The 21148-nt window shown below is 44.3% G+C and carries 27 protein-coding genes; 8 read left to right on the top strand and 19 right to left on the bottom strand.

Annotation, left to right across the window (positions count from 1 at the left end):
* The first annotated feature begins 126 nt into the window (after window positions 1-126).
* The 5 genes from EJA10_RS05015 to EJA10_RS04995 all read left to right on the top strand — a co-directional run bounded on the left by EJA10_RS05015 (window position 127) and on the right by EJA10_RS04995 (window position 3737).
* Window positions 127-1236 (top strand): YibE/F family protein, encoded by a 1110-nt coding sequence (locus EJA10_RS05015; RefSeq protein ID WP_125478998.1) that lies wholly within the window; start codon window positions 127-129, stop codon window positions 1234-1236.
* A complete protein-coding gene (locus EJA10_RS05010) occupies window positions 1233-1988 on the top strand; it encodes a YibE/F family protein (RefSeq protein WP_125478920.1) in 756 nt (251 codons plus the stop codon). Before EJA10_RS05015 ends, EJA10_RS05010 begins: the two co-directional genes overlap by 4 nt.
* Before the next feature lie 269 nt (window positions 1989-2257).
* The gene (locus EJA10_RS05005) at window positions 2258-2644 is read left to right on the top strand and encodes a MarR family winged helix-turn-helix transcriptional regulator (protein WP_211340535.1); all 387 of its coding nucleotides are present in this window, start codon (window positions 2258-2260) and stop codon (window positions 2642-2644) included.
* A gap of 19 nt (window positions 2645-2663) precedes the next feature.
* The gene (locus EJA10_RS05000) at window positions 2664-3293 is read left to right on the top strand and encodes a nitroreductase family protein (RefSeq protein ID WP_125478918.1); all 630 of its coding nucleotides are present in this window, start codon (window positions 2664-2666) and stop codon (window positions 3291-3293) included.
* Window positions 3294-3440: 147 nt separating this feature from the next.
* Window positions 3441-3737: a putative quinol monooxygenase gene (locus EJA10_RS04995; protein WP_125478917.1), complete on the top strand. Its 297-nt coding sequence runs from the start codon at window positions 3441-3443 to the stop codon at window positions 3735-3737.
* A 36-nt stretch (window positions 3738-3773) separates the two neighbouring features.
* Here EJA10_RS04995 and EJA10_RS04990 read toward each other — a convergent pair whose 3' ends face one another.
* Entirely contained in the window at window positions 3774-4322 is a 549-nt protein-coding gene (locus tag EJA10_RS04990) for a nuclear transport factor 2 family protein (protein WP_125478916.1), read from the bottom strand.
* A 65-nt stretch (window positions 4323-4387) separates the two neighbouring features.
* On the bottom strand, window positions 4388-5326 hold the full coding sequence (locus tag EJA10_RS04985; RefSeq protein WP_125478915.1) for an SDR family NAD(P)-dependent oxidoreductase: 939 nt from the start codon (window positions 5324-5326) through the stop codon (window positions 4388-4390).
* Window positions 5327-5581: 255 nt separating this feature from the next.
* On the opposite strand from EJA10_RS04985, the gene EJA10_RS04980 reads away from it, so the two are divergent.
* Entirely contained in the window at window positions 5582-6673 is a 1092-nt protein-coding gene (locus EJA10_RS04980) for an AI-2E family transporter (RefSeq protein WP_125478914.1), read from the top strand.
* Between the two features lie 76 nt (window positions 6674-6749).
* On the opposite strand, the gene EJA10_RS04975 is transcribed toward EJA10_RS04980, so the two are convergent.
* From EJA10_RS04975 to EJA10_RS04965, 3 genes are all read right to left on the bottom strand, one after another.
* On the bottom strand, window positions 6750-7526 hold the full coding sequence (locus tag EJA10_RS04975) for an REP-associated tyrosine transposase (protein ID WP_125478913.1): 777 nt from the start codon (window positions 7524-7526) through the stop codon (window positions 6750-6752).
* A gap of 185 nt (window positions 7527-7711) precedes the next feature.
* The gene (locus EJA10_RS04970) at window positions 7712-8473 is read right to left on the bottom strand and encodes an SDR family oxidoreductase (protein ID WP_125478912.1); all 762 of its coding nucleotides are present in this window, start codon (window positions 8471-8473) and stop codon (window positions 7712-7714) included.
* 189 nt (window positions 8474-8662) lie between these two features.
* Window positions 8663-8821, bottom strand: a complete 159-nt coding sequence (locus EJA10_RS04965; RefSeq protein ID WP_125478911.1) for a DUF3934 domain-containing protein — start codon at window positions 8819-8821, stop codon at window positions 8663-8665.
* Window positions 8822-9141: 320 nt separating this feature from the next.
* Here EJA10_RS04965 and EJA10_RS04960 point away from each other — a divergent pair, with 320 nt between their 5' ends.
* On the top strand, window positions 9142-11025 hold the full coding sequence (locus EJA10_RS04960; protein WP_170169072.1) for a M48 family metallopeptidase: 1884 nt from the start codon (window positions 9142-9144) through the stop codon (window positions 11023-11025).
* 171 nt (window positions 11026-11196) lie between these two features.
* On the opposite strand, the gene EJA10_RS04955 is transcribed toward EJA10_RS04960, so the two are convergent.
* The 14 genes from EJA10_RS04955 to EJA10_RS04895 all read right to left on the bottom strand — a co-directional run bounded on the left by EJA10_RS04955 (window position 11197) and on the right by EJA10_RS04895 (window position 20495).
* On the bottom strand, window positions 11197-12009 hold the full coding sequence (locus EJA10_RS04955) for a cupin domain-containing protein (protein WP_125478909.1): 813 nt from the start codon (window positions 12007-12009) through the stop codon (window positions 11197-11199).
* A gap of 139 nt (window positions 12010-12148) precedes the next feature.
* Window positions 12149-12706 carry a hypothetical protein gene (locus EJA10_RS04950; protein ID WP_125478908.1) on the bottom strand — a complete coding sequence of 186 codons (558 nt, stop codon included), beginning with the start codon at window positions 12704-12706 and terminating at the stop codon, window positions 12149-12151.
* An 89-nt stretch (window positions 12707-12795) separates the two neighbouring features.
* Window positions 12796-13047: a hypothetical protein gene (locus tag EJA10_RS04945; RefSeq protein ID WP_125478907.1), complete on the bottom strand. Its 252-nt coding sequence runs from the start codon at window positions 13045-13047 to the stop codon at window positions 12796-12798.
* A gap of 205 nt (window positions 13048-13252) precedes the next feature.
* The gene (locus EJA10_RS04940; protein WP_125478906.1) at window positions 13253-14518 is read right to left on the bottom strand and encodes a DUF4179 domain-containing protein; all 1266 of its coding nucleotides are present in this window, start codon (window positions 14516-14518) and stop codon (window positions 13253-13255) included.
* Window positions 14515-15036: an RNA polymerase sigma factor gene (locus tag EJA10_RS04935; RefSeq protein WP_125478905.1), complete on the bottom strand. Its 522-nt coding sequence runs from the start codon at window positions 15034-15036 to the stop codon at window positions 14515-14517. Before EJA10_RS04935 ends, EJA10_RS04940 begins: the two co-directional genes overlap by 4 nt.
* Before the next feature lie 203 nt (window positions 15037-15239).
* Complete coding sequence (locus EJA10_RS04930) at window positions 15240-15485, bottom strand: YuzF family protein (RefSeq protein ID WP_246017689.1); 246 nt, start codon at window positions 15483-15485, stop codon at window positions 15240-15242.
* A 230-nt stretch (window positions 15486-15715) separates the two neighbouring features.
* Window positions 15716-16141: a MarR family winged helix-turn-helix transcriptional regulator gene (locus EJA10_RS04925; protein WP_125478904.1), complete on the bottom strand. Its 426-nt coding sequence runs from the start codon at window positions 16139-16141 to the stop codon at window positions 15716-15718.
* A gap of 64 nt (window positions 16142-16205) precedes the next feature.
* A complete protein-coding gene (locus tag EJA10_RS04920; RefSeq protein ID WP_125478903.1) occupies window positions 16206-16733 on the bottom strand; it encodes a YceI family protein in 528 nt (175 codons plus the stop codon).
* 209 nt (window positions 16734-16942) lie between these two features.
* Window positions 16943-17077 (bottom strand): hypothetical protein, encoded by a 135-nt coding sequence (locus EJA10_RS23885; RefSeq protein WP_281274476.1) that lies wholly within the window; start codon window positions 17075-17077, stop codon window positions 16943-16945.
* Between the two features lie 289 nt (window positions 17078-17366).
* Complete coding sequence (locus EJA10_RS04915; RefSeq protein ID WP_125478902.1) at window positions 17367-17906, bottom strand: GNAT family N-acetyltransferase; 540 nt, start codon at window positions 17904-17906, stop codon at window positions 17367-17369.
* A gap of 318 nt (window positions 17907-18224) precedes the next feature.
* Entirely contained in the window at window positions 18225-18674 is a 450-nt protein-coding gene (locus tag EJA10_RS04910; protein ID WP_125478901.1) for a hypothetical protein, read from the bottom strand.
* Complete coding sequence (locus EJA10_RS04905) at window positions 18671-18937, bottom strand: hypothetical protein (protein WP_125478900.1); 267 nt, start codon at window positions 18935-18937, stop codon at window positions 18671-18673. The genes EJA10_RS04910 and EJA10_RS04905 overlap by 4 nt, the downstream gene beginning before the upstream one ends.
* Before the next feature lie 81 nt (window positions 18938-19018).
* Complete coding sequence (locus tag EJA10_RS04900; protein ID WP_125478899.1) at window positions 19019-19528, bottom strand: hypothetical protein; 510 nt, start codon at window positions 19526-19528, stop codon at window positions 19019-19021.
* A gap of 175 nt (window positions 19529-19703) precedes the next feature.
* Window positions 19704-20495, bottom strand: coding sequence for a FixH family protein (locus EJA10_RS04895; protein ID WP_170169071.1), 792 nt, complete (start codon window positions 20493-20495; stop codon window positions 19704-19706).
* 130 nt (window positions 20496-20625) lie between these two features.
* On the opposite strand from EJA10_RS04895, the gene EJA10_RS04890 reads away from it, so the two are divergent.
* A complete protein-coding gene (locus EJA10_RS04890) occupies window positions 20626-21144 on the top strand; it encodes a CBO0543 family protein (protein ID WP_125478897.1) in 519 nt (172 codons plus the stop codon).
* Window positions 21145-21148: the final 4 nt, after the last annotated feature.

Below are 21148 nucleotides of genomic sequence, written 5' to 3'. Positions count from 1 at the left end.
TCTGCTTTTACCTGGATAGGACTATACTGATGAATACACTTCGTTCCTTGTCCCAACTGCAGCCTGATTTTACCTTAGTTCCACTGGAGGTTAATCTTGAATTCTTTCATTAATCTTTTTAAAAATATGTCTTATAAGCGAATTATTTCTTTATCCCTGTTTGTCCTTTTTATCGTGGCGTCCATTGTGTTTGTTCAGCACAATCATTTCCTGTATGAACGTCCGATTGCGAAGGTTTTGGAAACTGAATTGGTGGACAAAACAGCCACCGAGAATCCATTCGGCCATAAGGATGCTCTTTTTACTCAGCGGTTGATTGCAGAGATAAAAAATGGTGAAGAGAAGGGCCGGCTCATTCATCTTGTTAACGAATTTTCGGTTTCTAAAGCCTACGATCATGAATTCGAGGCTGGCGATGAACTGTTCGTTTCCATTGACTCGGAAAATGCTGAAAATGGGGATATACATGGATCGATTCAGGATGTCAAACGCGATACATACCTGTTGTACGTTGCCTGGGTGTTTGTGCTTGTCTTATTGATTGTCGGCAGGAAACAGGGGCTGTTCTCAATCATAAGCCTGGTAATCAACGCTATTTTGCTTTCCTATGCTCTCGATATTTATCTGAGCAACCCTCATTGGAGCCTGCTGCTGATCAGCAGCTTTGCCGTTGTCCTTTTTACGGTCATTTCCTTATTGCTCGTGAATGGGCTGAATGAAAAAACGTATGCTGCGATTATCGCGACGCTCCTGGGCACTTTCGCTTCGTTGTTCATCGCCTGGCTGGTGCTCTGGCTGACTACGGAAAAAGGGCTCCGTTACGAGGAGCTGCAGTTTATCACCCGGCCATACCAGGTGGTGTTCCTCACCGGCCTGTTTCTCGGATCGCTCGGAGCTGTCATGGACATTGCCATCACCATGTCTTCTTCAATTTTCAATATGATTGAAAAAAATCCCAAAATACCAGTTAAAGCACTGATCAAATCCGGCATGGAAATCGGGAAGGACATCATGGGGACGATGACGAACATCCTGTTCTTTGTCTATATCAGCGGTTCGATTCCCATCCTGATTCTTTATTTTAAAAATGGATCTCCATTAGGCTTTGCTCTATCCATGAACCTGTCTCTCGAACTGGCGCGGGCGTTGGCGGGCGGGATCGGAATTGTTTTGACCATCCCAATTGGTCTTTATGTGACAATCTTTTTCATAAAAAGAAAGAGGGCTGGATTATGAATGCTCTAGTGGTGTTGGCTGCGATTTTATTTATCTTGATGACCGTTATTGGAAAAGGCAAAGGTGTACGGTCTTTTTTCGCTTTATTTTTCAACTTTGCTGTTATCTTCATCACCATCATTTTCTTGAACGACCCAAACGTCAACCCAATTACGATGACGATCATCGCTTGTATTTTCATAAGCATCATTAATCTTTTTTACATCAATGACGTGAACAAGACGACGAAGACAGCGTTTTTGTCTACAGTGATTTCGACTGTGATCTTGCTTGTTTTTATTTTTATCGTAACGGATAAGGCCAGAATTCAGGGCTTTGGAGAAGAGGAAATACAGGAGCTGGGGATGTTCTCCCTGTATATTGGGGTGGACTTTGTGAAAATTGCTTCAGCCGTGATCATCATGAGTACCATTGGCGCCATAACCGACGCGGCCATTGCCATCTCCTCCCCGATGCGCGAGATCCATTTTCACAACCCAGATATCAGCCGGCAGGAACTGTTCAAATCCGGGCTAAGCATCGGCAGGGATATATTAGGGACCAGCACCAACACCCTATTCTTCGCCTTCTTCGGCAGCTATCTCGCCCTGCTGATCTGGTTCAAAGACCTCACCTACACACCAGGAGAAATCATCAACTCCAAAATCTTCAGCGCCGAAATGATCACCATCCTCTGCGCCGGAATCGGAGTCACCCTCGTCATCCCCATCACCTCCTGGATCACCGCCTATTACCTGGTGGCCAGGAAGTGAAACACGGGGACGGTTCTCCTGTTTTTGGAAAACCTGGGTGGAGAACGGGAAAACACGGGGACGGTTCTACTGTTTTAATAGTGACCCATTGGGCAATGGTTAAAACACAAGAACCGTCCCTCTGTTTCAGTCTTCGAGCACATATTTTGACTTCAAGGTATATTCGTATTATATTAGTTGACGTGTCAATAATTGACCTATCAATTATATGAAGGTGGCGATGGCATTTGGAGAGAAACGGTCGTGATCAGGAATTGATTATTCAACGGATGTTCGAGTTAACTAAGAGGGCGATGCCGAAGTTTGAGCGCTGCACGGGCATCAGCCAATCCCGGCTGGAGATCCTGCGCGAGCTTTTTGTCTCTGAGGAGATTACCCAGAGGGAGCTTCAGAAAAAGGTTAATATCGATCATGCGGCGGTGACCAGACACCTTAAGCAGCTTGAAGAAAGCGGCATGGTCATTCGCAGGAAGAACCCCGACGATAACCGTTTTACCTATGTCCAGCTGACCGATGAGGGCAAACAGCGAGTGGCTGCATATTGCGAAGAGAAGCAGCGGTTCATCTCAAGTGTCCTTAATGATTTTTCAGAAGAAGAGAAGTCAGCCCTTCTCGATCTGCTAACCCGCCTTCAGAAGAATATAGAAGAAATGTAACATCAAAGGAGTGTACAACATGACAAAGCATAACGACTTCAACGAAATTATCACAGGTCGCCGTTCGATCCGGAACTATGACCCTACTGTAAAAATCAGCAGAGAGGAAATGGGGCAAATCCTCGAGACAGCTGCTTTAGCTCCGTCTTCCGTCAATTTGCAGCCATGGCGTTTCGTGGTGATTGATTCTGCGGAAGGAAAAGAAACACTGGCTCCTTTAGCGAAATTCAACCAGCGCCAGGTGACTACTTCGGCTGCTGTCATCGCTGTTTTCGTCGACATGATGAGCGAGGAGTACCTCGAAGACATTTACAATGCCGCAGTGGAAAAAGGCTACATGCCAGCTGATGTAAAAGACAAGCAGGTCCCTTCCATTAAAGGACTTGTGGAAGCCATGACACCTGAGCAGAAAAAAGAAATGTTCCTGATCGACGCAGGACTCGTGTCCATGCAGCTCATGCTCGCCGCGCGTGCCCACGGCTATGACACCAACCCAATCGGCGGTTACGAAAAAGACCAAATCGCCGAAGCATTCGACCTGGACAAAGAACGCTTCTACCCAGTCATGCTCATCTCCATCGGAAAAGCAGCAGACCAAGGCTACCCATCCGTCCGCCTGCCAGTCGATGTCATCGCACAGTGGAAGTAAAACAGGGGGAAAACAGGGGGACGGTTCTCCTGTTTTTGGAAATTCACAAACGAAAAACACAGGGACGGTTCTCCTGTTTTTACCAAAAGCGCATCGCTTTACTGAAACACAAGAACCGCCCCTCTGTTTCAAAAGGAGGAATAAATCATGATCATTATTCATGCTGGTTTTAAGGTGAAGCCGGAAAGTGAACAGGAATTTCTTAAGGAAATTAAACCATTAATCGAGGCCTCGAGAGCGGAGGAAGAGAATATTTCTTACGATCTCATGAAGGATAGCGAAAAAGCTGGGGTCTATACGATGGTTGAACTATGGAAAGACATGGATGCCGTCAAGTTCCATAATCAAACGGATCATTTCAGTGCTTTTACAGCGAAGGCACCAGAGTTTATGGCAGCTCCGCCTGAAGTAAAGTTGTTCCATGCTGAACCTGTAACGAAATAATACGCAAAGAAGCAAAGGGCCCCCTTTGCTTCTTTTTTACACATCAAATCCCAGACTAACGATTTTCCATACGTCATTTTGATGCTCAAACACTAAATTCAGGAAGGTAGGAGGACTTACGGGTTCACCATTCGCGTCAGAATAAAACTCCCGGATGAACACACTGTATGTATTCGTTTCACTGTTGAACTCAAACCCCTGCAGGACCCAATCATCCAAACTTCCTTTCTCGGTGTAATCGAACAGCAACCACTCGACACCTTCTACCTCTACATACAATTTTCCATCTCTTTCTTCAAGCACGAGGTTATCCGAAAGCAGCTGGCGCAAAGCCTCCCGGTCCCCTGTTTTATGTGCATATACAAAATCCCTTGATAGATTGCTAAAATAGACGAATTTTTCTTTTTCCTGTTCGAACTGATCGATTTTGCCGTTCAGTTCCCCCACACTCTTCTTTAATTCATTCACCTCTTCCGTTAATCTGCGATTTTCCTCTTTCAGTTCAATTTCACTTCCCGCAGATTGTGTACATGCTGTTAACAATACCAAGGTGCAGGAGAGTAGCCCGACTAAACTCTTTTTCATTAATAATCCTCCTCGAAAACACGGTTCTCCAGTTTTTCCAAAAACAGGAGAACCGTCCCTCTGTTTCACTTCGTCAAACTTTCGCACATGTCCCAGACTTTTTGGATGTTTTCTTTGTTGTGTGCGTATTTTGGGTAGACGGTTTGGTCCATGAGTTGTTTGATGTCTTGTGTGATTCCTGCTGAATAGTGTGATGGCTCCATGATTTTTCTTTTATCGTTGAGGAGTTTGCCTGTGACGTTTTTGAATTCTTCGGAGGTGCATATGTGGAAGTAGGTGTCGGCCATTGTTTCACGGGGTGCGCTGAACACATTCTGGACTCTGGCCGCGACCCTCCAGCCTGATTTAAATTTATTGATCGTTTCTTTTGATAGTTTAATTGCTGGAATTTGGACGGCATTTACGCTGATTCCTTTTTGCTTCAATTCTTCTGCCATTTTAAACGTTAACATCAGCAAGGCCATTTTGGTGTCGCCGTAAAACTTATAGGCCTTGAATGGCCGTTCGTTCTTGAACTCTCCCTGAAAATTGTCGAACTCGATTTTTCTTTTCGGGTCAAAAAAGTGCCTGATATTGGTGGTGCAGGCGTGAAGAATTCGGGCATCATCCGATTTTTCCAGCATGCTGACCAACTGCCTGGTGAGCAGGAACGGGCCCAATGTATTCGTAGCAAATGAAAGCTCGACCCCGTCCTGGCTGAGCAAATAATTGCTCTCCCCGTGATTCAAATAAGCTGCGTTATGAATAAGTATGTCCAGTTTTGGATATCTGTCTTTGAGCGCTGCGGAAAATTGGTGGATGGATTGAAATGAAGAAATGTCTAGCTGCAGTAAATCAATATGAGGATTCTTAGTTGCTTCCATTATTTCCTGTTGAACCATTTTGCTTCTCTCGACGTTGCGGCAAGCCATAACAACCGTGAAGCCCTCATTCGCAAACCTAATAGCCGCCGCCTTGCCAATACCAGAATTCGCTCCCGTAATCACCACAATTTTATTCACCATAAAAAACCCCCTGGGTAAAAAGAATCACACTCTTATAATATCTTATTTTCATACAAGGTAGAATCAAATACAGGGGCGGTTCTGGTGTTTTTTTCTGAAAACACGGGGACGGTTCTCCTGTTTTTGGAAAAAACCGAAACAGGAGAACCGTCCCTCTGTTTTGCCAAAACCTCCACGCTATTTTAAAACACAAGAACCGTCCCCGTGTTTCTGGTATAATCATATCTAAAATAATCTAAAGCTGAGGTAAGTGTTGTGAATAAATCGAAGTTGCAGTTTTGGCTGATTCAAATTTTGCTTATTTTGACGATCATTTTCGTTTCTACCAAGATTTCGTTTATGTTCTGGCCGATTGGTGTTTTTTTTACGACGGTATTCTTTCCTATCCTGATCACTGGCTTTCTTTACTTCCTGTTGAATCCTGTGGTGAATTTTCTCATGCGCAAGAAGCTCCCGAGAATTGCCGCGATCATCGTGATTTATTTGGCTTTTGCTCTCTTAATGGTCGTGATCGTTGGCAACCTGGTGCCGGCTATTTCCAAGCAGGCAACGGAGCTTGCGAATGATCTCCCTGTCATTGCCAGCAAGACGACTGATTTCTTTTATGATGTGATCCAGTCGTCGGAGTTTAAAGAGTTCAGGGATGAGCAGCGTGAGATGATCGATACGGTTCAAGAGCGTTTGATGGAGTATGCAAACACCCTGCCACAAACACTCACCAGCGGACTCAAAGGGTTTTTGGGCATCGTCACCAATATCGCGATTATCCTTGTTACCGTTCCGTTCCTGCTGTTTTACATGTTCAAGGATGGCCACAAGTTCCCGCAAGCTGTTTCCAAGTTCATTCCAGCTGATTACCGGACTGAAACCCTTAAGATTTTAAAAGAAACCGGCGAAACCCTTTCCGCCTACATACAAGGACAGGTTACGGTCGCTTTGGCGGTAGGAACCCTTGCGTTTATTGGCTATTCCATCATTGATTTACGCTATGCCTTGATCATGGCACTGATTGTTGCCTTCACGAACATTATCCCTTATGTCGGGCCCATTCTCGGTGGCGCTCCAGCCGTGCTCGTCGGTTTCTTCGATTCGCCGACAAAAGCGTTGTTGGTTGTCCTGGTCATCCTGATCGCCCAGCAGATTGAAGGAAACCTGCTATCACCGCTGATTCTAGGAAAAACATTAGACACACACCCGGCAACAATTATTATTATCCTGTTGGCAGCAGGCAATCTGGCCGGCGTTCTCGGAATGGTCCTCGCCGTGCCAACATACGCCGTCAGCAAAACCATCATTCTCAATCTCGTCAAATTCCTGCGAGCAAGAAAAAGAGCAAACGCAACCTAAAACAGAGGGACGGTTCTTGTGTTTTAACAAATGGCTATAGGGCCACTATTAAAACAGTAGAACCGTCCCCGTGTTTTTACATCCAGGCCTTCCTTATGAGGCTAACAGGAAGTCCGAAGATTCTTGCTGATTGTCTTAGTGAGAGTCCTTCTATTGGTTTGACTTTCCTTAGGGCGTCTTCCCTCTGAGCCTGTGGTAAGCTTTTTACATGAGCAATTTCGATGTTGCCTATCTCGTTGCGGATTTCCTCCCTTGCCTCGTCGTCTGTCAGTTTCCTTCTTTTCGTTCCTTCGTCCATGCATTCGTCCTCATTTGCTTGTTCATTGAATTCCTTGAACTTCTCGCTGGCTGCTTCCGGGTCCTCGTCCAGCATCTGCAGGACTTTCTCTTGATCAAGCAGACTATCACGCTTCTGCCCATAATACTCCACAGAACTGCTCCATCTCCAATCAGCGACCCTTTCGACCATCCCCGCCTTCACCGGATTCTGATGGATATACCTGACCACAGTCAGGAAATAACTCCTGCTCTCCACATTTTCACTTCGAAAACGATCCTGGAACAGATGGCCGGTCGTCTTATACTTTAAATTGTAGTATGCAGCATAGCTCACCCCAATCCGCTTCATGGTGACCGCCAGCTCCTCATCCCCCTCCTTCACCAGAAGATGGACATGATTGTTCATCAGGCACCAGGCATACACATTCATGCCCGATTGCTCCTTGTACTTCTTGAAAACCTCAAGAAACTTCACATTGTCAGCATCATCATGAAAAATCTCCTGCCGGTTCGCTCCTCTCAACATGACATGGTAAATTCCATTCCTGCTCTTCATTCGGGCTTTTCGCGGCATAGACAACCGCCTTTCTATTTTTTGTAGGAAAAATACTGGGGAATTGCTTTCTTGTTAGTGGTTTTTAAGAGGTTGATGGGTTGATAGGGGGAAACAGGGGAAACAGGGGAAACAGAGGGACGGTTCTTGTGTTTTAACGATTGGCTACAGGGCCACTATTAAAACAGTAGAACCGTCCCCGTGTTTTAAAACGCCGCGGTCCAGCCGCCGTCTACTGTGATGACTGTTCCGTTGACAAAGCTGGAGTCGTCGGTTGCGAGGAATAGTGCTGCTTGAGCGATTTCTTCCGGTTTTCCGGCGCGTGGTGTTAAGGAGTGGGTCAATCCTGCGCGTGATAGGCCGAATTCATTGATGTTTGTCATGCTCGAGCTGATATTGGTTTCCACGGCACCTGGCGCGATGGCATTGCACCGGATCCCCTTTTGCGCATACATGAAGCCGGTGTTCTTGGTTAATCCAATAACCGCGTGCTTGGATGCGCCGTATGCTGCCCCTGCATGGGCGCCGCTGAATCCGCCGGTCGATGCGATGTTAATGATGATGCCTTTTTCCTTCTCAAGAAAAATCGGAATCGCTTTCCGCATTGCACGCATGACACCCTTGGTATTCACATCAAAAATCCGGTCCCATTTTTCGTCGGTAATATCACCGACCGGTTCAAACCCATCCATGATTCCCGCGTTGTTTACCAGGATATCCAGCGTACCGTACTCGCTAACAGCTGTATCGATCATCTTCTCCACATCCGACAGTTCCGCTACATTCACCTGCAGCGCAATAGCAGTTTCCCCGTTCGTAGCAATCGCATTGGCTACCTCTTCAGCACCTGCAAAATTATAGTCGGCCAGAACAACTTTTGCCCCCTCACGAGCGTACAATTCGGCAATTGCCTTGCCCATCCCCGAGGCCGCCCCAGTCACCACCGCAACTTTACCTTCCAATTTCATAAAAATCCCCTCCTGTCCCTAATTAACAAACAAACCCAACCCTTCAATATTCATTTTAAGCTAAATTATCAATCTTTCCGTTAGTATATTGTGAATAATTAGTTAATTAAACCAGAGGGACGGTTCTACTGTTTCAATACTTGGCATTGCACCAATGATCAAAACAGGAGAACCGTCCCCGTGTTTTCTTTATTCATCCTGACCCGTCTTGGAACCCTCGCGATTTTTTACACCTTTACTCTTGTATGGTTTGGCACTTTTGGCTTTGTTTGCACTGGCCTGCCAACGATTCCAGCCTTTCTTGCCGGTCCCTCTGCCAATTCCACTCTTACCTTTAGGCTTGCTCATAAAATCAACTCCATTATACTTGTACATACATTAACACAACGATCATTAACTAGTCTTACCATTTTATTTGGTGAAAACCAAACATAACAGACAGATTCACTGTAAGCAAGATAAAGCGCCAGTTCCACAGTCTACCAATATGTAAAAAACACCCCTACCCTCCCCCATGTATGTTTTCGGATTTCCCAAAAACAGGAGAACCGTCCCCGTGTTTTCCCCGTGTTTTCACCTACGTGTTTTTTTCCAATAAAAAACAGCTTTTAGCAATTACTTCCTCTCTTGTATAATACTATTGATAACATTATAAAAGGGGAATGAGAATGACAGTTCAAGAGTTTGAGATGTTGGTGAATAAGCTGGAGAAGCAGGCTTCTGCCAACCCGAGGCTTTACAGATTCAAGGTGATTATGCTTACTGGACTTGGTTTTGGTTATGTTGCATTATTTTTGTCGTTGTTTTTGTTTTTGATGGCTATTTCGATTACGATGATTGCTGACGGTAGTTTTACCTTTGGAAATGTGAAAGTTCTGCTCTTGACGGGAACCTTGTCATTCTTCATTATCAAGGCCCTTATTGTAAAAATGGACATGCCTGATGGATATTATCTGCAAAGGGAGGATGCTCCCAAGTTATTCGATATGATCGATACTTTACGCCATAAATTGAACACGCCGAAAATCGATGCGATTGTCCTTGATAGTGAATTTAATGCCTCTGTCGCACAGATTTCATCCTTTGGAATGTTCGGGAAAAAGCGGAACGTCCTTGTTATCGGAATCCCGCTTTTATCGACGCTGTCCGAGCAGCAGTTTACGGCTGTTCTCGCCCATGAACTCGCCCATATCTCCAACTCTGACACGGCCCTGGGCGCAAGAATCTATCGCCTGAGAATGAGCTGGGGACGTTTATTGCATTCATTGGAGGAAAACGAACAATTCGGCACCTTCATTTTTAAAAAGTTCTTCCAGTGGTTTTATCCAAGATTTGACGCCTATACCTTCGCAATGGCCAGGCAGCAGGAATACGACGCTGACCGTTCTGCAGCGGCAGTAACTTCCCCGCAGGCAATGGGTGAAGCGTTGGTTTCTATCTCTGTAGCCGCACCATATTTTTATCGTGATTTTTACAGCGAGCTTTTCGAAGAATGCGCCAAAACAAACAGTGTTCCTCAGCCTTACTCTAATTTTACCGAGAAGTTTCAAACGCTTAGTGATCAAAAAGCAACCGAATATTTCGATGAACAACTTGCTGAGGAAAGCTACATGACGGATACTCACCCTTGTTTAAGGGACAGACTTGCCTCTCTTGGGGTAGCAGCTGAGTTGCCGGTAAGGCAGCAAGAATCTGCGCTTGATTATTTCTTCGCCTTCCCTGGCCGAATCATCAGTGACTTTAATCAAATGTGGGTGGACTACAATCAGGACAACTGGAAAGAAGAGATTGAAAACTTCAATGAGTCCAAGCAGCGATACGAAGAACTATCGAAAAAACAAGTGACCACTCTTGATGAACTGCTGGAAAAAGCTTATCTGACAGCCGAGTACAACAGTCTGGAAGCAGCCGTTCCGTTTTATGAGGAAATCGCTGAAAAATATAGTCAGGATTCACGAACCGCAGGCGCTTTGATGACTTTGGGTGAGCATTATCTTGAGTCGAAGGATACTGCGGAAAAAGGAAGACAATTAATCAACCTCGCGATGTCATATGACTGGGAGCTGCGTTTGCCAGGGCTTGACCTGCTGTGCGGATACTATTATGAGACAGAACAACGCGAGCTATTCGAACAAACCAGAGAGGAACTGGAAAAGTGGGAAGAAACGGTGGAAGCCTCCAATGAAGAGTGCGATTTCATCCAGCCAACCGACCACTTTACAACCCATGATAAAGAAAGAAAAGAAATCATGGCCGGAATGAGCCAACTTGCCCAGTACAGAGAAATCACAAAAGCTTATCTCGTGCGCAAGCAAATCAAAGCCATCCCAGAGCGCGAACAGTACGTACTAGGACTTGAACTGTCACTTCCAGACAGCACAGACCTAGACGAAGCCGAAGAAGCTCTATACGAAAAATACATCAACGGACTCGGAGAATTCGAAAACACCTGCGTCGTCATCCTCAACGACATAGAAGACCTGCGCAAAAGCATGCAAAAAGTAGAAAACTCCCTGATCTACACACCATCCGATAAAGAACAAGCCTCATAATAATATCGAAAGCAGCGAACCCATAGCGGTTCGCTGCTTTTTTTGAAAAGTGGTGAAACAGAGGGACGGTTCTCCTGTTTCAATACTTGGCCTAGAACCAATTCTCAAAACAGTAGAACCGTCCCCGTGTTTTTCTGCTTTTCCCAAAAACAGGAGAACCGTCCCCGTGTTTTACATATTCTTGCTCTCCTGAAGGAGTTTTGATTGTCCTGTTTGTTCCCATTCTTCTACGGTTTGGTAGGCTTTTTCTGGTGTGTAGCCTTTTCCTACGAGTACGCCCATGAGGATGAATTCCTGGAGGATGTGGGTTGCGTTTATTCCTCTTTTTACGTCTTCTAGGCCTTCTTTTACAAGATATTCTGTGTGTTGGACCCATTCGTCTGGTGTTTTGCCGAACACGGTTGGGCTTCCATTGCCGTTAGCCGAGCCGTGAGCTTCTTCGGCGGCGGCTGCATCTGCCTTGGTCACATGGACGGTGCCGGCTGGATGATTCGGCGGAGCGTAGATCGAGTAGAGTTTTAACGGCGAGTTGCCTGTGTTTGTCACATTATGCCATGTTCCCGCGGGAATCATAATGGCCGAATCATCCATGACATTTCGTTGGAAGTCTAAGTTGTCCTTTGTTTTACCCATTTGGACAATGCCCTGTCCTTGCTCGATTCGCAAAAATTGATCCACATCAGGATGCATCTCCAATCCGATATCACCTCCGACATCGATGCTCATTAACGTCACCTGCAAATGGGATCCCGTCCATAAAGCGGTCCGGAACGTATTATTCAGCCTCGTTGCTTCATTGATATTGATGACAAAAGGGTTCGGCCCATAATCCTTCAGCATCATTCCTCCATTGCCATTTGGATAGCGGTAACCATAATAGCTATAGCTGTATCCATAAGGATTCGCCATGCGCACAGACTGGCCCCCATAATTGTACATCGGCCCACTCACATAATAAGGATATTGATTAGACATATAATACATACCCGACATCCCTCCACCACTTTTTAACTATCCTATGCACATGGAACTGGAATGTACTTTGCCAAAACAGAGGGACGGTTCTTGTGTTTTAACAATTGGCTATAACGCCACTATCAAAACAGTAGAACCGTCCCCGTGTTTAGCTGTCTCTAAGAACAATCCTTAATCCTCCCCGTATCACAACGATTTGCCGTCCACAGGCGCTTGTTATTTGATCTGCTGGATTTATGCTTACGAAACCATCTTCAAATTGAAAGCAATTTTCTCCACAGGTCGCCTGGCTGCATGTGTAACCGATTATCTGGTTTACACAAACGATTTTATTAAAACACAGGGTATGATCGCTTCCAAAGTTGAAGCCTGCCACATTTGGGATCAAGCGTCCTAGATTCACATGACACCTGATACAGCCTACAGCTCGTACCGCATTAACTGACACAGGACACGTCAACTCTCTGCCGCAAAGATTTGGGAAGGTAGCCTCCCCTTCCACATTTTCCGCCATACAACCTAATTCACTTACATCCGTACAAAAACTAAAGTTAGCAAAGCCATCATGTTGAAAAGTAAATCCCTCGGGAACGATTGCTTCAGCACAAAATTCAATTAATATTCCACGGTTTTCTTGTTGCATCTGAATAGGTATTTCAATGATTTCACCCTTACTGTTAAAATAAATCAAGCTCCTTTCTGCCATCGTAGAATGCCTCCTTTCCCACATTACCTGTTTCAATTGGACACGAAAGCCCAGGTATTATCCCATGCTTTTCTCCCTGCCGCAGCCTGCTAAGGTGTAATCGTCAAATGCGGCTTGCTAAAATGGCTTGTTCCCCCACTGCCCACCAGCACATAACCATCTTTGGGAAACAACACAATTCTATCGGAACCATCAGAAAGGATAAGATCTACTCTCGCTTTATTTCTCAAAGCTGTATACTTTACATAGCCAGACTTCATCACGGTGGTCTTCCAGTAATCATCAAACTCCGCTCTTACCACCCGGTTTGAATAGCTCTGGTTTGTTTTTGCCTGCTTCACTCTCGTCTAACCTCCTTGCATGAACCTCTTAAATATTCTATTCATCAAAGAAACTTTGGTATAGACAATAATCCACTACAAAAAATCAGAGGGACGGTTCTCCTGTTTCAATACTTGGTCATGAACCAATTATCAAAACAGTAGAACCGTCCCCGTGTTTTTCGACTATTTCCAAAAACAGGAGAATCCTCCCCGTGTTTTCACTTTATTTCACTGGAATGTCTATTTTCTTATTGTATTGTTTTCTATAGTGGATTCCTTCTATTAATAGGTATTCGGGTGTCGTTTTTGTTTCGAATACCATTGTTCGTTCTTTGATGATCCTGCCATCGTCCAGTTTTTCTTCGGTCTGGTTGATGGTTGTTTTTAATGGAGTTCGTTTGGAGCTGGTTGCGATGGAAACACCGTCAAGCGTGAGGTGGTCCTCGGTCGCAATCGTTATTTCGACGCCTCGTTCACTTTGTGAAACGTCTTTGATCCATAGCTCTTTTCCATCCAAGTCGTAACGGCCTTCTTTTGCCACAAACTTCTCATCAAGCTTTTTAAAACCAATAAACTCTTTTACGACCAACTCCAGTGTTTCCAGTTTTTCCGGCAGGGCATCGAAACGCACGTCGAATGTCGTGCCACTCAAACCAGTTGTCACTCCGCTGCCAGCCTGGCCAATAAACCGCCCGTTCGCCATCAACTCGATGCCGTTAAGCCCCAAATCTACGCGGTCGTAAGCCGGAACATCCATGGTCCCTTTTATGATGGTAGTGGTTGGCGTCGCTGTGATACTCTTGAAGGTTAGCTTTCCATTATCGACTCTCACCGTCTTATTGATGGATTGTTTAATCTGCGTTTGCATCGCTTTGTTCGGGTCATACGGGAACGTGATGCTTTCTTCCTTTTGATTTGAACCTTGCCAGTAATGGAGCGTCAACTTCCTGGCAAAAGGATTGACCGGCTCAAAATGCATCGTCCCCTTCAGTTCCGTACCGGCATCATTGACCTTCGCAACACCACTTTCCGCAAAAGAATCGGTCAAGAATCCGGTGACTTTTCGCGGACTAACATCTCCTGCCATTTCACCCAACCCTTCAGAATTGGACAAAGTATAATAAATGATCAGCTGGTTGGCATCTGTCATGACTCCGTCAATAGTCAGCTCTGTCCCATCGTCCAGTGTCGTTTTTTTATCGACCGCCTGCCCCATGCCCTTCTCATTCAGATCCTTCATCGTCGCATTAAGGACTTCATCGAATCCCAGCAGTTTTTTTCCATAGTAGGCAAAGGCGTTGAAATTATAGCCTACAAGGGCAAGGCAAATCACAGCAACCGCTGCAAGCTTGAAGTATGGCGGAACACGCCTTGGCTTCCGTACGCTCGCGTCCAGTGCGCCCCTCAGTCTTGACTCAAAATCAACCGGTGCATCCATGTCCTCCAGCCGCTTCTTCTCTTTCTCTAACTCCCGCTCAATTTCCCTCATCGCCCTTCACCTCCAAAATGATCCTTCAACTTCTTCAGCCCCTGAAAAACCCTCGACTTCACAGTACCCAGCGGCACATTGGTCATCTTAGCAATCGTCTGGTAATCCAAGTCGAGAATATATTTTAACTGGATGGCCTCTTTTTGCGTTTCATTTAAAATCGACAGCATTTCCTGAACCTCCAAATGCTGCCCCGCATCCTGATGGATCCGCTCTTCTTCATGGGAAGAATGCCACTCATCGACCAGCACCTGCTTCTTTTGCTTTCGCAGCGTGGTCTTGCAAATATTCACAAGGATCGTCTTGCTCCAGCTATAAAATGATTCCTCTTTCTTCAGCTGCCCAATATTCTCATAAAGACGGACGATCATCTCCTCCAGCGCGTCCATCGCATCATGCTGATTCCCCATATAGGCATAGGCCAGCCGGTACATTTCATCCTTTTTCGCTAAAATCAGCTCCATCAGCGCATCCTTGCTGCCCCTCTTCGCCTTTTTAACCAATCGCACAACATCCATCCCATCACCCCACTCCCCAGTAAGAGTCCACACACCTATAAAAAGTTCATTTTTTTTCAAAAAAATTTCATGTCGTTGTTCTCATCTACTATAACAAAACAGAGGGACGGTTCTCCTGTTTTTTCCAACAAAACAGAGGGACGGTTCTACTGTTTTCATGAATCTGCACTCATGAATTAAAACAGTAGAACCGTCCCCGTGTTTCAAGACTCTGGCATGATCCAGACGATTTCCCGGATTCGAACGAAAAAGGTGGAGTCATGTTCTTGTATGGCTACATGGTCTGGTTTGGCGTCTTTAACAATTCCGCTTACTGAGCCGCGTGTGGTGTCGATGACGACTCTTCTTCCAATCAGGCTATGAAGTGCTGAATAGACATAAGGCTCCACGACTATGACGTTCATCGGCCCGCCCTGTGTGCCCTGTGAATACATTCCGTTACGGTTCAAATCTACCCTTCCCCCTCAAGCAGTCTCAAAAGTTCATGTTCATCTTATGACCACCATGCTAGGCCTGTTACTTCAGGGCAGCACAAAGGGACGGTTCTCAAGTTTCACTAACTGGCTTTTCCGCCACTCATGAAACAGGAGAACCGTCCCCGTGTTTTTCCAAAAACAGGAGAACCGTCCCCCTGTTTCCACAGTAATTATCTTGATTTCAAGATATCCCCCCAAAAAAATTATTCAAAAGATTTTGCCCGATAGCCGATCCGTTTTAATAAACAGATAACCTGATTGATCTCATCGGCATCCAAGTCAGCAAAAATGCTGCCCATTTCTTTTTTATGCTGCGGGAATATCTCATCCATCAACCTTTTTCCTTCGCTTGTTAAAACTGCATACGTAACGCGCCGGTCCTCTGGGCATCCTTTGCGTCTCACATAGTTTTTCTCCACTAGCTTATCGACCACATACGTGATGCTGCCGCTTGAAATCAGCACCTTTTTGCCAATCACTTGAATGGGCTGGTCGCCGCGATGGTACAGCAGCTCCAACACCGAAAATTCGGTAGAGTTCAATCCATGCCTTGCCGCGTCTTTGCGGATGACTTCCTGGATCGCCTGTGCGGCGCGAATGATCACAGTGACAGCCTTCAAATCTTCCATATCTACGACTCCTTTACATTATGCTGGACTTGAAAATCAAATCCAGCATAATGGCTAAAGGTTTTTACGCTGCTGGGTTTACTTCTAGTTCCACTTTGATCTTGATTTCTTTTCCAACAAGAACGCCGCCAGTTTCAAGAGCTGCATTCCAAGTCAAGCCGAAATCTTCACGGTTGATTTTTGTTTCAGCTTCGAAACCGGAAACTTCTACACCCCATGGGTTCGTGCCTTTGCCGCCAAACTCAACATCAAATGTAACCGGCTTTGTCACGCCATTGATCGTTAGATCGCCTGCTACTTTATAGTCTTCGCCATCTTTTGTGATGTTCGTAGATTGGAAATCGATTGTTGGATTGTTCTCTACATCAAAGAAATCCGCTGATTTCAAGTGGTTGTCGCGATCTTCATTACGTGTGTTGATGCTTGCTGTGTCGATCTTGAACGCGATTGAAGCCGTTGTAAGATCCGTCAGGTCAGCAGCCTCCACGTTAGCAGTATAAGATTCAAAAGAACCCTTCACCTTTGATACCATCATGTGCTTAACTTCAAAACCAATTGCAGAGTGAGCCTGATCCACTGTCCATTTTGCCATTATAAAATTCCTCCCTAATTGTTTATCTCGAATTCAAGACATTATATTAAAAAAATATCTCAAATTCGTTTATTTTTAATTCGAGATAAATTTATCACGAATTCAAGATAATTGTCAATAGGTATTTTAAAAAACAGAGGGACGGTTCTCCTGTTTTAATGTTTCCACACCCATGGAATAAAAACAGAAGAACCGTCCCCGTGTTTCACTTATTGCATTTTAGCGAGCTTACTGGTGATTTCGTTGATTTCCTTTTCAACTTCATACAGGTTCTTTTGCATCCGGTCTCTGCGAGCTGTTAGTACGCTAAGCTGTTGTTTTAATTCTTCTTTCTTTTCGCTCATGCTGCTTTGTCCCCCATTGTCTGCGTAAAATTCGTCTGAGATGATTATTAACTGGTCTCCCTTGAAGCAGGCTCAAATCAAAAAAGGCCTCCCGTTTCTGAGAGAACCCTCTTATTATATACCAACCATCCTCTCTGATGAGTGAAAAAAATAACCCTTTTCTTCTCTATCTTACCCAAGCAAAAAGACGGTTCTCCTGTTTCATGAAAAGGCACCTCACAAAACAGGAGAACCGTCCCCGTGTTTTCGCTTCACGCATTTCCAAAAACAGGAGAACCGTCCCCCTGTTTCACTGCCCCTGTTTCTTGATCAACCCATAATACACTAAATCTTCGTATTGTCCTTCTTTGATTACATGGTCGATTAGTAGGCCTTCTTTTTTCATACCTAATTTTTGGAGGACTTTTCCGGATGCGGGGTTTGATGCGAAGTGGCGGGCAAAGACTTTGTGGAGCTTTTTTTCTTGAAATGCAAATTCCACTACTGCCCGTGCTGCTTCAGTGGCGTATCCCTTGCCCCAGTATTCCTCGCCGACCCAGTAGGCTAATTCCCCATGTTTGAACTTTTGGTTATTGGATAGCGCAATAGCTCCATACACCTCACCGCTCTTCTTATCCGTAATCGCAAATTCATAGGACTGATCAGCTAAAAAATGATCCAGATGTCGTTCAATCCACGCTAAGGCGTCATCGACAGAGTAGGGATAAGGCAGATACAAGGTATTTTTATAAATATTGTAGTTATTGCACATCCGGGTAACTGCCTCGGCATCCGCTTTTTGAAAAAGCCTGAGTACCAGCCTTTCTGTGACAATTTGTTTTTGACTCAAATGTAATCCTCCTCCTGCCCTGCTAGTTCGCTAATCTGCCGAAAAAGATAATGGTTGAGAGCATTAACAGCAGTCCGGCAGTTAATATGATCGTGGCCATGCTTCTCGCCATTCCTCTCCCATTCCGTATTCCTCCTAGGCCTACTACTCCTAAGAAAAAGGTGAGCAAGGATATCGATAAGACAATATTTAAAGGGTGTGTTCCCATGATCGAATCATCGAATAGGCCTGAAAAAGCAAAGATGAAAAAGAGGAGTAAACAAATAATAGATAATCCAAACGACCAAATATTCATCTTTTCTTTCATATAAAAATACCTCAATAATTTATTATCGTAGTCACACCATATTCGGTCACCAGCGTCCGGCGGGATAGCTCCTCTAGCCAATTTTTCTCATTAAACTTGAAACTCCCATACTCATTTTCATACGTGCGACTTCCTATATTAATGGTGATGTGCTGAGGTTTTTCCTGCATCTTGCGAATGGCGTCCTCATACCAGTTTTGCACAGGAATATGATACAACTCAATCACATCTCCCGGCTCCATATGATGCCCGATATACGCCCAAAATCGTTTATTCCCCAACCCTCTTGCTTCATAGAGGTACGGCATCGTGAAAAACGGCTGCATGATGTCGATCCAATAGGGCTCCAAATCAAACACCCCAAAACCCACGTCCTTTTCGAAAAAGAAACCGTTGTTTTCGTCCATCTCCTCAGGAATCCTAAACAGCTTCGATGAGGCCAGAAACTGGATTTCAGTCACGAGTTCACTTCCTTATCATTCCGCTCACTCTCTTGACCCTTCCAGTTCTCCCGTTCGGCCCAGACTATGTAACCCACCCCAACCACAAAAGTAACTACACTAAAAGTACTTAACGTGTTACCAACATAACTTAGCATGGCGTCATACAGAGACTTGTCCCAACTGGCCACTCCCGAACCAAAGATTGCTGCACTGATATATTTTGATGAAATCAGTAACGCAGAAATTGCGATGAACGCAACACCCACTCCCCGCTTATTCATAAAAACTCCTCCCTAATCGTTCCTACCATTAATTTCAACAGGAATGGAGGGGAATCCTTCTTATTTTAAAAGTCAGCCAAATCAATTTGTCTCATCCACAATGCCTGGAAAATCAATATATTTTGCTCTATTAAAATTCATCATTTTAAATTCAATCAGCATTTGTTCAATGTCATTTTCGAAAGACTCATCTTTTAATTCCACTCTTAATACAAGAAAAAGGATCTTATTTGTTACTTTGAAATCCTCGACCGGAAGATACTGTTCAAAGTACCCTTCATCTATTGCCGTTCCTTCATCAACAGCTCCAATTCCTTGTTCAGAAATATATACTTTAATAGAAATCCGTTTATCATCATTTCCAACTTTCGTTCCGTCTTTTTTTATCAAAATAATATCCTGAATTACTGGTTGACCAACTCCATTCCAACGGAATACGTATCCAAGATGAAATGGTTTCTTTTCTTCAAAAAAAGCCTTGTTATCAGGGGTAATGCTTGAGTGACCGTGTATACTGAACTCTCCGCTACCCACCCAAAAAACACCTGTAATGAAAAGGCTGATAAAAATAATGGCCAGGATTTTCCCCACTCACTCTCCCCCTTTAAGAGTTCTTACTTGGATAAAAAGCCACCCTTTCTTAAATTTAATGTTCGAAAGTCTGGCCTTATACCTCTGCCATAAAAAAATGCACCTCCAAATGTTAGAATCGTGTCTAACATTTGGGGTGCAGTTCATAATGGATTAACGCTCCTTGCCAGCCAAGTTATTTCACTTCAATTTTATTTTCCTGATGATCGTGTATTTCACCTTTTTCAACATGAACTTTTATATGGTAGGTACCAGCTTTGGAGAAAGTTTTTTCAGAAGTATATATCCCATTGCTTCCTTCAACAGCAGTAACATATTCATGATTGTGTTCATTTTCAAACCAGACTTCAAACCTGACTGTGGCCTTTGTTAAAGGCTGATTGTCACTATTGATATTGGCCGATAAAACAGCTTTTTCATTTACTTTAAAATCACTGCCATCATTAAATTCAATTGTCACGTCACTATGATGGTCGTGACCTCCTGAGTTTTCACCATGGGAGTGGTTTTCTCCATCCTCACTATGCTCATGTTCTGTTTCTTCTTTTGCATCATGGGCATTCTCATCTTCAGCAGCAGCCGGATCTTCCACAGTTATTTGTTCGCTAGGCATATTATGCATCGACCTGGCTGTTACATGGGCGGTTACCATGTACTTGCCGCCTTCACCAAACGTTTTCTTGATCACATACACACCTTTCCCTTCATGGCTTGCGGTGATCATTTCCGAATCCTCTTCGCCCACTTTGCGGATTTCGAACTTCACTTCATCCGCATCTTCCACATTTTCTTTCCCTTGGGAAACAATCGCTTCCAGGGCTACTTCATTATCAACAGCAATCTCTTCCGGCACATTTATCGATACTTCCAACAATTCTGGCGTCTCCGAACCTGACTTCGGGTCCGAGCTCCCGCAGCCCGAAAGGACAACCATTATTGAAAAAATAACAAATAGAAACTTATTCACATGAATGCACTCCATTCGATTTTGTCTGCAACAATTTTATATTATACGCCCTTGATAAAACAAATAGGAAGTCTAGAGCCACTCATAATTTTTTCTAAAGAGAACATCATATTCAAGAGAGGTGATTTTTGTGAAGGATAAGACATTATTAAATCTGATTACTATATTCGGACTGGCCGGGAGTGTCTTTTTTTTAGCCCGAAAAAGAGGGCAGGTTAAAGATTGGTTTCTCATCTTCCTGTGTAAAACCTTAGTCTCGACTTTACTTGATGGCCCAGTTATTAAGAAAAAGTATGTGAAGTATCCACATCGCTATTTCCCGAATTTATTTGATTCAAATATTGTTTTTCTTTATATACTATTTCCTTTATCCTGTGTCATGTACAATCAATTCACGAATAAAATGAAGCCTTTACCTACACTATTGAGTGTCTTCCTTTTTAGCGGCCCGATGACACTGGTGGAGAACTGGCTTGAAAAGAACACCAGTTTAGTGAGATACAATAAAGGCTGGAACGGATATTATACTTTCTCTATCCTCTCATTTACCTTTTTAATCGTGAGAGCGTTCATAGAATGGATTCGTCGTCTGGATCAAAACCACGAAAAAAATTCAAACGGTGCCGAGCAAAATAAAAAAGAGGCCTAAGCCT

Origin of the sequence: Mesobacillus subterraneus (assembly GCF_003937825.1) — a bacterium.
Classification (GTDB): Bacteria; Bacillota; Bacilli; order Bacillales; family Cytobacillaceae; genus Mesobacillus; species Mesobacillus subterraneus.
The sequence above is the reverse complement of the archived record's forward strand: the minus strand, read 5'-3'. Positions and strand labels throughout refer to the sequence as shown.